General features: G+C 34.2%; 17 protein-coding genes and 1 tRNA gene. 9 read left to right on the forward strand and 9 right to left on the reverse strand.

What is annotated here, in order from left to right; genetic code table 11:
* The first annotated feature begins 1 nt into the window (after window position 1).
* The 5 genes from lnt (at window position 2) to H3S73_RS02760 (ending at window position 4,919) form a co-directional block, all read left to right on the forward strand.
* Entirely contained in the window at window positions 2-1,543 is a 1,542-nt protein-coding gene (gene lnt, locus H3S73_RS02740) for an apolipoprotein N-acyltransferase (protein WP_198235515.1), read from the forward strand.
* Between the two features lie 227 nt (window positions 1,544-1,770).
* Window positions 1,771-2,679, forward strand: a complete 909-nt coding sequence (locus H3S73_RS02745) for a glutamate/aspartate ABC transporter substrate-binding protein (protein ID WP_198235516.1) — start codon at window positions 1,771-1,773, stop codon at window positions 2,677-2,679.
* A gap of 80 nt (window positions 2,680-2,759) precedes the next feature.
* On the forward strand, window positions 2,760-3,494 hold the full coding sequence (locus H3S73_RS02750; protein WP_198235517.1) for an amino acid ABC transporter permease: 735 nt from the start codon (window positions 2,760-2,762) through the stop codon (window positions 3,492-3,494).
* 1 nt (window position 3,495) lies between these two features.
* Entirely contained in the window at window positions 3,496-4,197 is a 702-nt protein-coding gene (locus tag H3S73_RS02755; protein WP_198235518.1) for an ABC transporter permease subunit, read from the forward strand.
* A complete protein-coding gene (locus H3S73_RS02760; RefSeq protein WP_198235519.1) occupies window positions 4,194-4,919 on the forward strand; it encodes an amino acid ABC transporter ATP-binding protein in 726 nt (241 codons plus the stop codon). Before H3S73_RS02755 ends, H3S73_RS02760 begins: the two co-directional genes overlap by 4 nt.
* A 105-nt stretch (window positions 4,920-5,024) precedes the next feature.
* On the opposite strand, the gene recD is transcribed toward H3S73_RS02760, so the two are convergent.
* The 3 genes from recD to H3S73_RS02775 are packed head-to-tail and all read right to left on the reverse strand — an operon-like array spanning window position 5,025 to window position 7,432.
* Window positions 5,025-6,875, reverse strand: a complete 1,851-nt coding sequence (gene recD, locus H3S73_RS02765) for an exodeoxyribonuclease V subunit alpha (protein ID WP_198235520.1) — start codon at window positions 6,873-6,875, stop codon at window positions 5,025-5,027.
* 21 nt (window positions 6,876-6,896) lie between these two features.
* A complete protein-coding gene (locus tag H3S73_RS02770; RefSeq protein ID WP_198235521.1) occupies window positions 6,897-7,268 on the reverse strand; it encodes a DUF4139 domain-containing protein in 372 nt (123 codons plus the stop codon).
* A gap of 23 nt (window positions 7,269-7,291) precedes the next feature.
* Window positions 7,292-7,432, reverse strand: a complete 141-nt coding sequence (locus H3S73_RS02775) for a hypothetical protein (RefSeq protein WP_198228767.1) — start codon at window positions 7,430-7,432, stop codon at window positions 7,292-7,294.
* A 242-nt stretch (window positions 7,433-7,674) separates the two neighbouring features.
* On the opposite strand from H3S73_RS02775, the gene nadR reads away from it, so the two are divergent.
* Both nadR and pnuC read left to right on the forward strand, forming a co-directional pair.
* On the forward strand, window positions 7,675-8,910 hold the full coding sequence (nadR, locus tag H3S73_RS02780) for a multifunctional transcriptional regulator/nicotinamide-nucleotide adenylyltransferase/ribosylnicotinamide kinase NadR (protein WP_198235522.1): 1,236 nt from the start codon (window positions 7,675-7,677) through the stop codon (window positions 8,908-8,910).
* Between the two features lie 2 nt (window positions 8,911-8,912).
* A complete protein-coding gene (gene pnuC / locus H3S73_RS02785; protein WP_086327552.1) occupies window positions 8,913-9,602 on the forward strand; it encodes a nicotinamide riboside transporter PnuC in 690 nt (229 codons plus the stop codon).
* A 362-nt stretch (window positions 9,603-9,964) separates the two neighbouring features.
* On the opposite strand, the gene H3S73_RS02790 is transcribed toward pnuC, so the two are convergent.
* The 6 genes from H3S73_RS02790 to H3S73_RS02815 are packed head-to-tail and all read right to left on the reverse strand — an operon-like array spanning window position 9,965 to window position 13,481.
* Entirely contained in the window at window positions 9,965-10,594 is a 630-nt protein-coding gene (locus tag H3S73_RS02790; RefSeq protein ID WP_039128036.1) for a protein-L-isoaspartate(D-aspartate) O-methyltransferase, read from the reverse strand.
* A gap of 5 nt (window positions 10,595-10,599) precedes the next feature.
* Window positions 10,600-11,622, reverse strand: a complete 1,023-nt coding sequence (gene truD / locus H3S73_RS02795) for a tRNA pseudouridine(13) synthase TruD (protein WP_198235523.1) — start codon at window positions 11,620-11,622, stop codon at window positions 10,600-10,602.
* Window positions 11,623-11,643: 21 nt separating this feature from the next.
* The gene (ispF, locus tag H3S73_RS02800) at window positions 11,644-12,129 is read right to left on the reverse strand and encodes a 2-C-methyl-D-erythritol 2,4-cyclodiphosphate synthase (protein WP_039128040.1); all 486 of its coding nucleotides are present in this window, start codon (window positions 12,127-12,129) and stop codon (window positions 11,644-11,646) included.
* An 18-nt stretch (window positions 12,130-12,147) separates the two neighbouring features.
* Entirely contained in the window at window positions 12,148-12,849 is a 702-nt protein-coding gene (ispD, locus tag H3S73_RS02805) for a 2-C-methyl-D-erythritol 4-phosphate cytidylyltransferase (protein WP_039128042.1), read from the reverse strand.
* Window positions 12,846-13,142 (reverse strand): cell division protein FtsB, encoded by a 297-nt coding sequence (ftsB, locus tag H3S73_RS02810; protein ID WP_039128044.1) that lies wholly within the window; start codon window positions 13,140-13,142, stop codon window positions 12,846-12,848. Before ftsB ends, ispD begins: the two co-directional genes overlap by 4 nt.
* Before the next feature lie 21 nt (window positions 13,143-13,163).
* The gene (locus H3S73_RS02815) at window positions 13,164-13,481 is read right to left on the reverse strand and encodes a TusE/DsrC/DsvC family sulfur relay protein (protein WP_086327225.1); all 318 of its coding nucleotides are present in this window, start codon (window positions 13,479-13,481) and stop codon (window positions 13,164-13,166) included.
* 192 nt (window positions 13,482-13,673) lie between these two features.
* Here H3S73_RS02815 and H3S73_RS02820 point away from each other — a divergent pair.
* Both H3S73_RS02820 and H3S73_RS02825 read left to right on the forward strand, forming a co-directional pair.
* Window positions 13,674-13,761: transfer RNA gene (locus H3S73_RS02820), tRNA-Ser, on the forward strand.
* Window positions 13,762-13,842: 81 nt separating this feature from the next.
* Entirely contained in the window at window positions 13,843-14,109 is a 267-nt protein-coding gene (locus tag H3S73_RS02825) for a hypothetical protein (protein WP_198235524.1), read from the forward strand.
* The last annotated feature ends 9 nt before the right edge of the window (window positions 14,110-14,118 follow it).

Consider the following 14,118-nt stretch of genomic DNA (forward strand, 5'->3'; position numbering starts at 1 on the left):
CATGCTTAAATATCTGCTACTAAGTTTTATTTACGGTTGCATCGCTGTTTTTAGTTATGCACCCTTTCATATTTGGCCTTTAGCATTTATCTCTTTTGCTGGCCTATTATGGCTTATTGCCAATAAAACTAAAAAACAAGCAATGTTATTAGGATTGACTTGGGGAATTGGTTATTTTACCTCAGGAGTCCATTGGGTTTATATCAGTATTAAACAATATGGGGAACTACCTACACCTATTGCAATGGTGATACTAGGCTTTCTGATCCTATATTTGTCTCTTTACCCGATGTTATTTGCTTTTTTACTTAGAAATGCAGATCGTTTAGCACCTCAATTTTCATTCAGGCAATTGGCATTAGCTGCACCTATCTTATGGCAATGTACTGAATTTTTACGTGGTTACATTTTAACGGGTTTTTCTTGGTTACAACTTGGTTATAGCCAACTTGATAGCCCACTGCGAACCTATTTTCCTATCGTTGGTATAGATGGTGTGAATTTGCTAACTTGTTTTTTATGTGGACTAGCCATTTACAGTTTATATAAAATTAAGCAACATCAATCCCAAAAGCACGTGCTTGGTGCAATAATTGCACTATTAACGCTCTTCATTGCACCAATTTTATTCAAAGATAAAAACTGGACCGAGGTTGATCATCATCGTATAGCGAATTTTTCATTAATTCAGGGCAATATTCCACAAACTTTAAGGTGGAGCAGTGAACAATTAAATAATACTTTAGAAACCTATTATCAACTTACCCAACAAAATTTTGGTAAAGACAAGATTATAATATGGTCAGAAGCCAGCATTACAGATTTTGAAACCAATCAACAACCTTTTTTATATTATCTAGATAATCAAGCAAGAGCGAATGATTCTGAAATTGCCGTTGGTATTATTGATTATCGTTTTAATGAATCAGACAATCGAAATAAAGGTAATATTTATAATTCGTTAATTGTATTGGGCAAAAAAGAACCCTATCAATACCTAACAGCTCATCGTTATCAAAAACATCATTTAGTACCATTTGGTGAATTTACACCATTTGAATCTTTACTAGAACCGATTACTGAACTGCTTAATATTCCAATGTCTTCAATGAAAGCAGGCGATGAAAAACAGCCCCAATTAACCATGAAAGGGTTTAAATTCACAACAGCTATCTGTTATGAAGTAATTTTATCCGATCTTATATGGGAAAACTTTAAACCTGATACTGATTTTTTACTCACTGTCTCGAATGATGCTTGGTTTGGTGATAGCATTGGTCCAAAACAGCATTTGCAAATGGCACAAGCTAGAGCATTAGAGTTTGGTCGTCCATTAATTCGCAGTACTAATAATGGTATTACTGCAATAATTAACCAGCAAGGAAGAATCATAAAACAAATTCCAGCATTTACCACCGCTGTTTTAACTGAAAGCCTATCACCAACCACTGGCCTAACTCCTTATGCTAGATGGGGAAATAAACCTTATTTATTGTTCATGATATTAATGTGTATCCCAATATTTATAAAAAGACGTTCATAATTTACGATAGTGGCATAAATATTGCTTAAATATATCTAGTTTCAAATAAAATCATGTGCAGAAATAATTGCTTATAAAGCATAATTATAGCTACGCATTTGGAGCCAATGATATATAAATAAACAGTAAAAAGTACTTTTATGCTAAAAAATAAGTTATAATATACGCCCTTTGTAAAAATATTAAATAAATTTAATATGATACAAATCAAACAGTAGGAGACGAGAATGAACAAAAAGACAAAATTAACCAAATTAGTTTTATCACTTGCAATGTTAGGTCTAATGACTGGTTCAGCATTAGCTGAAGAACTTACTGGCACGTTAGCTAAAATTAAAGAAAGTGGTGTTATTGTTGTTGGTCATCGTGAATCTTCTATTCCATTTTCCTACTATGGCGATAAGCAAGAAGTGATTGGCTATTCACAAGATTACTCTAATCTAATCGTAGACGCAGTAAAAAAAGAGTTAAACTTACCTGACCTTAAAGTAAAATATTTACCTGTTACTTCTAAGACACGTATTCAACTTCTTAACAACTATACTTACGATTTTGAATGTGGTTCAACTACTAACAATCTTGAACGCCAAAAAACAGTTGGTTTTTCAGACACCATCTTTATTGTAGGTACGCGCTTTTTAGTTAAAGCAGATAGTAATATCAATAGTATTGAAGATTTAAAAGGCAAAAATGTAGTAACGACTGCGGGTACTACTTCTGAAATCCGATTAAATCAAATCAACAATAAAGAAAAATTAGGTATCCGGATCATTACCCCAAAAGATCATGGTGATGCATTTAATGCACTTGAAACTGGTCGTGCTGCTGCATTTTTAATGGATGATGCTTTATTGGCTGGTGAACGTTCACGTGCAATTAATCCTGCTGAGTGGAAAATTGTTGGTGAACCTTTATCTTATGAATCTTACGGTTGTATGTTAAGAAAGGGTGACACTCAATTTAAACAACTAATGGACAACGCCATCGCTGAAGCCCAAAAATCAGGAAAAGCATTAGAGTCTTATAACAAATGGTTCACTCAACCAGTACCACCAAAAGGTGCAAATATGGAACTTGAAATTTCACCGAAAATGGTTGAGCTTTTTGCAAACCCTAACGATAAAGCATTAGATTAATACTTTTCTTATCTTTCTAATCCATGTACTAAATGCCGTAGCATTTAGTACATAATCTAAATTAGTGAATTAAATATATTATGAGTTTTAATTGGACACTATTTTTTGAACCCACCCCTTATGGTGATGGGATTTATTTAAATTGGCTGTTAGATGGCATTTTTGTGACCGTTTCATTAGCCATTACAGCATGGATCATCGCCTTTGTGCTGGGTTCATTGGTTGGTATCTGTAGAACACTTGACAACAAGTTTCTAAGTAGTTTTGCGTCAAGCTATATTCAGCTATTTCGTAATATCCCCTTACTTGTACAAATGTTTTTATGGTATATGCTATTTCCTGAAATTCTGATAGGCAGTTTAAAAACGTGGTTTGTATCTGGTTTATCACCAAATATTAGTTCGTTCATCATCGCCGCAACTGCTTTAGGATTGTTCACATCTGCGCGAATTGCCGAGCAAGTAAGAACGGGTATTCAAACTTTGCCTAAAGGCCAAAGATATGCAGCAATCGCACTTGGTTTAACCAATCGTCAAGCATATAGATACGTTTTATTACCTAATGCTTATCGTCGCATTATTCCACCATTAACATCAGAAATGACTAATATTATTAAAAACTCATCTGTTGCTTCAACAATTGGGTTAATAGATTTAATTGGACAGATTGATCGTATTAATGAATCAACCAATAGTATTGTCGAAATTTTGTGTGGTGTAACGATTGCCTTTATGCTAATAAATTATGCGGTACTCACTATTATGCGTATTGTTGAAAAACATACTCGCTTACCTAACATGAATCATGGAGGATAAAATGCAGCTTTTTGATTGGATTGCAAATATACCTTCATTGGTATTTGATAATTATCATTTACTATTAAGTGGTTTATGGTTAACAACAAAAATCACCCTTAATGCGGTCATTTTTGGTATTGTTTGGGGTACTATGCTTGCGTTAATGCGTTTATCAAATAATAAATTGCTTAATATTTTTGCTAAATGCTACGTAAATTTATTTCGCTCCATTCCACTATTATTAGTGCTGTTATGGTTCTATTTAGCATTGCCACAAGTTATTAAATATGTATTTAATTTACCACCTTATGCGGATGTACGTATTGTTTCAGCAATGATCGCTTTTGCACTTTTTGAAGCAGCTTATTATTCAGAAATCATTCGCGCGGGTATCAATGCAGTGAACAAAGGCCAATATCATGCTGCTTATGCTTTAGGTATGACTAAAGGTCAGGCCATGCGCTTAATTATCTTACCTCAAGCATTTCGGTCTATGGTGCCACTTTTACTAACTCAAGGTATTATCTTATTCCAAGACACCTCGTTAGTTTATGTGATGAGTTTAATTGACCTTTTCGGTGCAAGTGTAACTCAAATTGGTAATGTTCAAGGCGGTACGGTTAAATATTCAATGATTATTTTTGCAGCAGCAAGTTATTTTGTAATTTGTTTTACTGCTTCACTGTTAGTTAATTATTTTAAGAAAGGGATAAATCGATGATCTCCTTAGAAAATATATCAAAATGGTATGGACAATTTCAAGTTTTAAAAAACTGCACAACAAGAGTAGGTAAAGGTGAGGTTGTCGTTGTTTGTGGACCTTCTGGTTCAGGTAAATCAACATTAATCAAAACTGTTAATGGTTTAGAACCAGTACAACAAGGTAAAATCATTATTGAAGAGACAGAAATAACTGATCCCGCAACTAATTTAGCGAAATTACGATCAAAAGTGGGTATGGTATTTCAACATTTTGAACTCTTCCCTCATTTAACCATTTTAAAAAATTTAACGCTTGCCCAAATTAAAGTATTAGGTCGAGCGGATGAAGAGGCTCGTGAAAAAGCTCTTAATCTATTAGAACGTGTGGGTTTACTTGCTCATGCTGATAAATACCCTGCACAGCTTTCTGGTGGTCAACAGCAACGTGTTGCGATTGCTCGAGCGCTTTGCATGGATCCAATTGTTATGCTATTTGACGAACCAACCTCAGCGCTTGATCCAGAAATGGTTAATGAAGTTCTTGATGTAATGGTTGAACTTGCTTATGAAGGCATGACGATGATGGTAGTTACTCATGAGATGGGCTTTGCGCGTAAAGTTGCACACCGTGTTATCTTTATGGATAAGGGAGAAATTATTGAAGATACCTCAAAAGAACAATTCTTCACAAATCCACAATCAGATCGTGCTAAAGACTTCTTAGCTAAAATTATTCATTAATATCAATTACAGGGCGATATGCCCTGTACTCTCTTCTTGCCTATTTAATTTTATTTTTAATATTTAATAAAATAATCAATCTGCTAACTTTTATTTATTATAACTTTATCCTTTATTCAGTAATAAATTAACTAAACCACTGTGCCTTTGTGTTTGAGATTTTATTGCTTGTTGCAGAATTTGTTCAGTTGCATAAATTGAAACCGTTTTTTTAGCACGAGTGATGGCTGTATAAAGTAATGAACGATTAAGTAATGGCGAAAATTCTGTTGGCAAAATAATATTTACATGATCAAATTCTGAACCTTGTGATTTATGGATCGTCATTGCATAAGCCGTTTCATGCTCAGGTAATCGGAAAGGAGAAAACCCTTTTATCGAACCGTCAGCAAATGGAAAATAGACTCGTAATTTTGAATGGTCATGCACTGCCCTTAAAGTAATTCCAATATCACCATTATAAAGTCCTAATGAAATGCTGTTGCGTAAAATCATAATCGGACGACCGACGTACCAAGCTTCGTCATTCTTAAGGTGAATGAATTTTTTTTGAGCTAATAAAGACTCAATTTGCTTATTTAAACCACTCACACCAAACTTCCCTTCTCGCACTGCGCAGAGTAAGCGATATTGGGCAAATTTATCTAAAATCGTTGCTATATCATCAATGCAGTGTTGATTTATTGCATTTAGATAATGTTGATATTGATCCACACTATCATGTAAAACAGCTTGGTAGGCTTGCTGAGATGAAAGTTCCTGATACTTAATATCACTCAATGAAGCATTGTTTAATAATTGTTTAACAACACCTGATTTCCCGTCTTTTACCGCATTAGCAAGTAAACCGATACCCGATGCCTCATCAAATCGATAACTCTTTTGTAATAAGCAAATACTGTCAGTAATGTTGGCTGTTTGCTCTGAAATTGGTACGTCATAACCTGTCACTTGGCTTAGTTCTTTAGCTCGTAATTTGCTGTATCCATCAGTAATAAATGCACAGAGATCACCAAATACAGCACCTGCTTCGACCGATGAAAGTTGATCTTTATCGCCAAGCAAAATTAAGCGTGCTGAGGATGGTAACGCATCTATTACTCTCGCCATCATATTTAAGTCTACCATTGATGCTTCGTCTATCACTAATACATCCAAATTGAGTGGATTATCTTTATCATACGTGAACGAGCGATTATCCGCTTTGGCGCCTAATAAGCGATGCAAAGTAATTGATTCCGTATTAATATTTAAAGATGATAAGGAAAGCTGTTCAATTGCTCGACTTAGTGATTCAGTTAATCTTGACGCCGCTTTACCTGTAGGTGCGGATGTAACTAATCGAGCCTTAGGATTAGTTTGCCTAATTGCAGCAAGTATTTTTGCAACTGTTGTAGTTTTCCCCGTTCCCGGTCCACCAGAAATAATGGCTACTTTACGAGTTAATGCAACTGCCACGGCAACTTTTTGCCAATCGATAGATTCTTCATTATTGCTAAAAAGCTGATTGAGAATTACATTTAAGTCAATTAAGTAATTGGATTCTTGGGCAAGTGTTGTGTGATTAAAATATTGAGCTACATTGACTTCATCAAACCACATACGCTGAAAATAGAGTTTATTTTGGGTAAAAATAAGGGGTGATAAGTTTTTGCCATCGCTCACAACGTGTTTACTTTCAGCTTGTTCAAGTACAGCTTGCCAAGCTTGTTCACTTGGTGCCCCTAAATCCTGCCATAATTGTGGTTCAATGAATTGTTGATTTAAATTAGTCAGATCAAGACAGACATGACCTGCTCTCACTTCTTTACTCAGTGATAAGACTAAAAAACTAAAACGTTTAGCTGTAATATCGTCATCTAGCTCCGCTTTATCGGTTAAAAACAGAGCTAAATGAATATCAAGTAAACTGATTTGGCTGTTTTGTTCAAATTGGGTTAACCATTCTATTAACATGGGATATGTTCAGTTATTAACTTATAATCCCATTATATCGTTAACTTTATCTTTTGGATAAGTGAGTTTGAAGCTTAAATTAAGTTTTTTAGTCTCATTCGGATTCAAATCAAACTTCCATGTTACTAATCCTGTTTTTTTATCATAACTTGCACCGTTATACTTAATATTATCAAGCTTTACGATTTTATTGATAATAACTGGGATCCGATCATAGAAAACTAAATTTATTAGCATTGACTTGCCATTTTTCACATCAATAATGTAGGCATATTTTTGTGAAAGATAATTACCTACCGACAAAGATTTTAACGTTTCACTATTATCTCGATTGCGTAAAATTGAAATGTTTTTATCTTTACCTAAATAAAGATCCAAAGTATCTTTAGCCAATCTTGTGACAAAAAGGCTTTTGCCTACTTTAGTGATACCTTTGCTTGACCTTGTAATTCGGCATCCTGTAAAAATAAAGTCATTTTATTTAAATTAATATTATTATCGGCAAAAATACTACCTGAAACTAACGCAATTAAAAGAGCTGTTTTTTGAATTTTCATACTGTCCCTTTTTAATAATTTTATATTTTAATTATTTAAATATATTCATGTTATAAATATGTCTGTATCGCATATCTATCCATGATAACCGTACTTAAAATAGTATTGGCTATTTCTGCTTAAATTTCCATAAAATTTAATTTTGTGTTAAATAAAAAATTAATTTAGTTTTATATATTGAACATTTGATTAAAAAAATGTATATTTTGTTAAAAATAAAAAACAAAATATAAGGAAACACTATGAATAGCTTCAGTTATTTAAAAAAAGCAATCAAACGTAGGAATTTATCATTACAAACCGTTGCCGATGCTTGTCAAATGACTAAAGGTTATTTAAGTCAACTCGCTAACGATAAAATCAAAAATCCAAGTGCGCAAAAATTACAATCGCTTCACCAATATTTGCAAATTGAACAACCAACTAAAAACAAAAAAGTGGGAGTCATTTTTGGTAAATTTTATCCATTACATACTGGACATATTCACCTTATTCAACGTGCAATAAGTCAAGTCGATGAGTTATATGTGATTCTTTGTTCCGATACAGAACGTGATATGGCATTATTTGAAGAAAGTGCCATGTCTCGGCAACCAACAATCAATGATCGAATTCGTTGGCTATTACAAACTTTTAAGTATCAAAAAAATATTCACATTGAATTATTAGAAGAAGATGGTATCCCTGCCTATCCAAATGGTTGGCAGCAATGGAGTGAGCGCGTCAAAAAGCTGTTTAAAGAAAAAGGCATCGAACCTGAATGCGTTTATTCAAGCGAACCCCAAGATGTTACCATGTACAAGGAGTTATTTAATTTAAATACGGTACTTATCGATCCTCACAGAGAATTTATGAAAGTTAGTGGTACCCAAATTCGCAAAGCACCCCTCAAAAATTGGCAATACATTCCAACTGAAGTCAGACCATTCTTTGTTAGAACAGTGGCGATTTTAGGAGGCGAATCAAGTGGTAAATCAACACTAGTCAATAAATTAGCTAATGTATTTAATACTACCAGCGCTTGGGAATATGGGCGAGATTACGTTTTTTCTCAATTAGGCGGAGACGAACGGGCATTACAATATGCAGATTACGATAAAATTGCACTAGGCCATGCACAATATATTGATTTTGCAATAAAACATGCCAATAAAGTCTCATTTATTGATACTGATTTTGTCACGACTCAAGCTTTCTGTAAAAAATATGAAGGTAAAGAACACCCATTTTTACAAGCAATGATTAACAACTACCGTTTTGATCTAGTTATATTGCTTGGCAACAATACACCTTGGGTAGCCGACGGCTTACGCCATTTGGGGAGTCCGAAACAGCGTAAAGACTTTCAACAGTTGCTCATCTCAATTTTAGAAAAAAATAGCATTAACTATATTCGAATAGATTCACCTAATTATGAAGAACGCTATTTATGTTGTATTGATTTAGTCAATCAACTTATCAACAATGAAGAGTATTAATTATGAATAAATTAAATCAACTTATAATATTTATTGGACGAAACAAATTCTATCCACTTTTTTGCATAATATGTGTAACGTTGGCCTTTTTATATACCGACCCATTTAGTCAATTTAATCTTCGTTACACCATTTCCTATATTGGTGCTTTTTGTGGCTTGATCTGTGTAATATTATTGGCCAAACGTAAAAATATGGGAAATGTGATGGGCATGTTAGCCAATGTTGCTGAATGCTCTGCTAACTTTCTTAACGGTAATATTGGTGCTGGCTTACCAAGTATTTGCTATTTTGGTTCACACATTTATGGCTTAATTAATTGGCAAAAAAATCAAGATAACAATAAAAATGTTAAATCCAGAACCTTGAGCGAAAGTAATTTTTTATGTGCCATTATCGCGCTTATTGCAGCAGTATTTTTAAATATTTACATCACTGAATCGCTTGAAGTCAACAATAGTAGTTATCAGCTTATAACTAACTGCTTTATCTTTGGATTAGGGATTGTTGCCCAATTATTGTTGATGATGCGTTACTCATTCAATTGGTATTTTTGGGTGATACTAAATGTGTTGGTAATTGGTCTTAATATTTATACAGATAACATCGTTATTGCTGCACAATATTTAATTTATCTATTTAATGCAATTTATGGTATTTGTGAGTGGAGAAATTCTGAACAAACACAATAAATATGTCTATCAAAAAGTTTCAGGAAATGCATACGTTTCAGTAAAAAATTATCCATGCAAACAGCATGGATAATTTTATATCTATTCAATGATATTTAGAAATTAATAATCGAAAGATTTCACCAGCCAACAACCAGAATTTTTTAATTAAATAGTTATCACTTTAGTTGCTATTGCTATAAAGACAGGTACCCATGAGTATGGTGGATAATATTCAAAAGAAAATCAGCAAAATCTAATCAATCACTATTTGTTTATATTATTAAAAATAACAAAAAACAGTAATATAAGATCAGTCAAAAAATACTGAGTATTAAATCTTAAATATTAACGAGCTCATTAAAGTTATTAATAAGGCTTTGTTATTCAATATCACCTTTAATAAGTGGGACAAATTTAACATCTTCGACATTTTTTACAATAAAACCGTCACCACTGCGTTTTATTAATTGAAGGACTTGATTGTCTTCATCACCAACAGGGATGACTAAACGCCCTTTATCCGCTAACTGATCTAAAAGACTTTGTGGTACCTGTGTTGCAGCAGCAGTGACAATAATACCATCAAATGGACCTCGTTCCGGCCATCCTAACCAACCATCTCCATGTCGAGTTGAAATATTGTGAATGTCTAACTGTTTTAAACGACGTTTAGTATTCCATTGTAAACTTTTAATTCTTTCAACCGAACAAACGTGGTTAACTAATTTGGCTAAAATTGCCGTTTGATAACCAGATCCAGTTCCAATTTCAAGCACTTTTGAGTTAGGTTCTAAACGTAATAGCTCGGTCATCTTTGCAACGATATAAGGTTGTGAAATGGTTTGCCCACTCCCTATCGGTAAAGAACAATTATCATAAGCCTGATGGGATAGAGCCTCGTCGATAAAGTGTTCTCGTGGTATAGAGGCAAAAGCTGTTAAGACACGCTCATCTTTGATTCCCTGCTGACGCAATAATTTAATTAGAGACTGCATTTTTAAACTTTGCATATGTATTACTCATTTCCTATTATCAATTCACGTATCACACTTGTGGCGTAACATCCTGACGGTAAATAAAAACGCATAGTAAGACTATTATCATTCAACCATTGCCAGTTAAGTTCTAAAGGATAGACCACTATAGAGCGTCTTGCAGTTTCAATACGCTCTTTTTTAAATAATTCAAGAAAAGTCATCCAATTTTTTAAACAATTTTGCTCAAATTCAAGTGCTTGAGACATTGTTCCTAGTGGGGAATCGCCCAGCATAGGTGCAGTAATGGTAATTTCACGATTTTCTAAACGGTGTTGCAATAAATCGAGTTCTTCTGTTTTTGCAACAAACCAACTTCCACGCCCAGCAAGTTGTAATATATCACCATCAAGCGCGGTACGATGCAAATTTTCGGCAATTCGTTGACTGACAATATCATTAAAAATTGCACTACGTGCTGCTGAAAGGTAAAAACTGCGTTTTTTACGATCTTTAACGGAAATCTCGCCATTTGCCCATTTGATAGCTTGAGTGATATTATTTTGTTCGCGACCAAAACGCTGTTCGCCAAAATAATTTGGCACCCCATTTTCTTTAATTAACGCTAATTTAGTCTCAATCCCTGATTTATCACTTAGCATTTTCAACGTAATATCAAAATAGTTGCCTTTCAAAGCCCCTATTTTTAATTTTTTATTATGTCGTGTAATTTTTAAAATTTCACATCCGTCTAAATTAAAATCCGAAAAATCAGGTGTTGCTTGACCTGGCATATGTAAACTAAACCACTGACGAGTGACCGCTTGGCGATCTTTTAATCCTGCATAACTGACTAACTTGGCTGAAATACCCACATATTTAGCTAATTGCTCAGCAACAAATATCGTATTACAATCACGTTTTTGAAGATAAACCAAGACGTGTTCACCATCACCGGTTAGCTCAAATCCGAGATCTTCAGTAACAATAAAATCTTCATATTGTTGTTTATATTGTCCTGTTACTGTTGGTTTACCATAAAAATAATTCAGTTCTGTTAACACGAATGCTACCTATCTTTTGATTTAATTGACTTTAGCTATTTTAGTAAGTAATACGACTGCTTCACAGGCTATACCCTCTTTACGCCCGGTAAAACCTAATTGTTCTGTAGTGGTTGCTTTGACACTAATTTGATCAAAGTGAACATTAAGATCTTCAGCAATATTAACTCGCATTTGATCGACATGCCCACGCATTTTAGGCTCTTGAGCAATAATAGTCGTATCTAAATTAACAAGTTCATAACCTTTGTTTTGAATAATGCTATAAACTTTTCTTAATAATATTCGGCTATCAATTCCTTTATATTGAGGATCGTTATCAGGAAAAAGTTTACCAATATCTCCTAACGCTAATGCACCAATTAACGCATCAGTTATGGCATGTAATACCACATCCCCATCGGAATGAGCAACCAGACCATATTGATAAGGAATTTTCACTCCTCCAAGCGTTATGGGGCCTTCCCCTCCAAATTTATGAACATCAAATCCATGACCTATTCGCATAATTCTACCTATTGTCATTTATGTAGTTAAATAAAAAGTGGCCAACGCTAAGTCCTCAGGTCGAGTAATTTTGATATTATCGCGGCGACATTCAACCAGTAATGGATGACCACCACAATATTCAATGGCAGAAGCTTCGTCAGTAATTGTCATATGATTATCTAAAGCCTGCTGCAAACATGATTTTAGCTCATTTGCTTTAAATAACTGTGGCGTTGCTGCTGCCCATAAATAATTTCTGTCTTCGGAGTATTCAATAATATTATCATTATTTTGATAAGCACGCTTTATGGTATCGCTGACGCGAGTAGCTAAAATACCGCCTTGTTGGGCATTGAGTACAATATCAATTAATTGTGTTATATCATCATGGCAAACACAAGGTCTTGCTGCGTCATGAACCAGCGCCCATTGATTATCATATAATAAATGCAAACCCGCTAATACCGACTCGGCACGGGTTTCTCCGCCTATAGTGACTTTTATCTTATCATGCAAAGCAATTGCAAGTGTTTTAAATATTACATCTTCGCGATTAATAACGACAATCACCTGTGTAATTTTAGGATGCGATAATAGCTTATTTAAAGTATGCTCAATGACCGTCATGGAGCCAATTTTCAAATATTGTTTTGGTATTTGATTATTCATACGGCAACCGATGCCAGCAGCTGGAACAATTGCGACAATATTACTGGTACTATTCACGTTACGCCTTATTGAGATTGCGGGTTGGGATCTTTAATAATTCGATAGAAATATTCATTCGGTTTTACCATACCTAAATGGTTGCGCGCACGCTCTTCTATCGCTTCAGAACCTTGCTGCAAACTATTAATCTCGGCAAACATCTGTTCATTACGATCTTTTAATCGTGCATTTTGCTCATGAAGATCAGCCAACACTTGTAGATTATCTTGATAATCATAAATATTATTTTTGCCATACCATAGCGAGTATTGCAAATAACCAAGCACAAGAAGTAAAATTAAAGGCAATTTCCATCTAATCATGAGATTATTCTATTCGCTTATTTAGATACATTTAACGGGTTTTGGTAAGCCTGCAAGTTTAGTTGCTTGTTTAGCAGGACCATCAGGAAATAATTTATATAAATAACGGCTATTACCCTTTTCTACACCAAATTTTTTTTCCATCGCTTTAACTAACGCTCTAATCGCCGGCGATGTTTTATACTCTAAATAAAAATCACGGACAAATAAAATCACTTCCCAATGTGCATCAGTTAATTCAATAGACTCCTTTTTTGCCAATAAAGGAACCAAATCAACAGTCCAATCCTGCCAATTTTTTAAATAACCATTATCATCAGTTTGTATTTGCTCTAACATTTTTGTAAACACGCATTTTTATTTGTGCCATATTATACCCGTTAAAATAAATTCCAACACTATTTTGATAGTGAAAGCGCCATATTTACACTAATTATGGCTAGATTTGATGAAAATTAAAGCAAACAATCAAAAAATTTAAAATACCTATTTACAAATAAGTAAGTCTACTTTAATATGCACAGCCATTGCGGAAGTGTGGCTGAGCGGTTGAAAGCACCGGTCTTGAAAACCGGCGAGGGGCGACCCTCCCAGAGTTCGAATCTCTGCGCTTCCGCCATCTATTTTTTGTGGCGGGTTCCACAGCAATCCAGAGAAATTCATTTTGACCTTTATCATAAAGGGTTTAAGTGAATTTTTTTTGCTTTCATTTTTATTATTCATTCCATACTCATCCAGAGTAATCCATTTCAATCCACGCTTAGAACGCCCATCAAAACGTCCAATGAAAAATACTCGAACTGTTTTGTATTTTTTATTAAATGCGCCTATCTCGTTCTACATAATTCAACGCATTAAAAAAATGTTGGGGGGATTACTCATGGCAAGGCTAATTGAAAAACTGACAACTTTATCTGTGAAAAAAATAAATAAAGCAGGTGATTATAGCGATGGTGCAAGACTTTGACTTCGCGTT

Source organism: Gilliamella sp. B14384G12, assembly GCF_016101825.1.
GTDB lineage: Bacteria > Pseudomonadota > Gammaproteobacteria > Enterobacterales > Orbaceae > Gilliamella > Gilliamella apicola_N.

What these genes read in the sequence shown, in the direction of transcription:
- lnt (WP_198235515.1), top strand. Translation starts at nt 2, where the DNA reads ATGCTTAAATATCTGCTACTAAGTTTTATTTACGGTTGCATCGCTGTT.
- H3S73_RS02745 (WP_198235516.1), top strand. Translation starts at nt 1,771, where the DNA reads ATGAACAAAAAGACAAAATTAACCAAATTAGTTTTATCACTTGCAATG.
- H3S73_RS02750 (WP_198235517.1), top strand. Translation starts at nt 2,760, where the DNA reads ATGAGTTTTAATTGGACACTATTTTTTGAACCCACCCCTTATGGTGAT.
- H3S73_RS02755 (WP_198235518.1), top strand. Translation starts at nt 3,496, where the DNA reads ATGCAGCTTTTTGATTGGATTGCAAATATACCTTCATTGGTATTTGAT.
- H3S73_RS02760 (WP_198235519.1), top strand. Translation starts at nt 4,194, where the DNA reads ATGATCTCCTTAGAAAATATATCAAAATGGTATGGACAATTTCAAGTT.
- recD (WP_198235520.1), bottom strand. Translation starts at nt 6,875, where the DNA reads ATGTTAATAGAATGGTTAACCCAATTTGAACAAAACAGCCAAATCAGT.
- H3S73_RS02775 (WP_198228767.1), bottom strand. Translation starts at nt 7,432, where the DNA reads ATGAAAATTCAAAAAACAGCTCTTTTAATTGCGTTAGTTTCAGGTAGT.
- nadR (WP_198235522.1), top strand. Translation starts at nt 7,675, where the DNA reads ATGAATAGCTTCAGTTATTTAAAAAAAGCAATCAAACGTAGGAATTTA.
- pnuC (WP_086327552.1), top strand. Translation starts at nt 8,913, where the DNA reads ATGAATAAATTAAATCAACTTATAATATTTATTGGACGAAACAAATTC.
- H3S73_RS02790 (WP_039128036.1), bottom strand. Translation starts at nt 10,594, where the DNA reads ATGCAAAGTTTAAAAATGCAGTCTCTAATTAAATTATTGCGTCAGCAG.
- ispF (WP_039128040.1), bottom strand. Translation starts at nt 12,129, where the DNA reads ATGCGAATAGGTCATGGATTTGATGTTCATAAATTTGGAGGGGAAGGC.
- ftsB (WP_039128044.1), bottom strand. Translation starts at nt 13,142, where the DNA reads ATGATTAGATGGAAATTGCCTTTAATTTTACTTCTTGTGCTTGGTTAT.
- H3S73_RS02815 (WP_086327225.1), bottom strand. Translation starts at nt 13,481, where the DNA reads ATGTTAGAGCAAATACAAACTGATGATAATGGTTATTTAAAAAATTGG.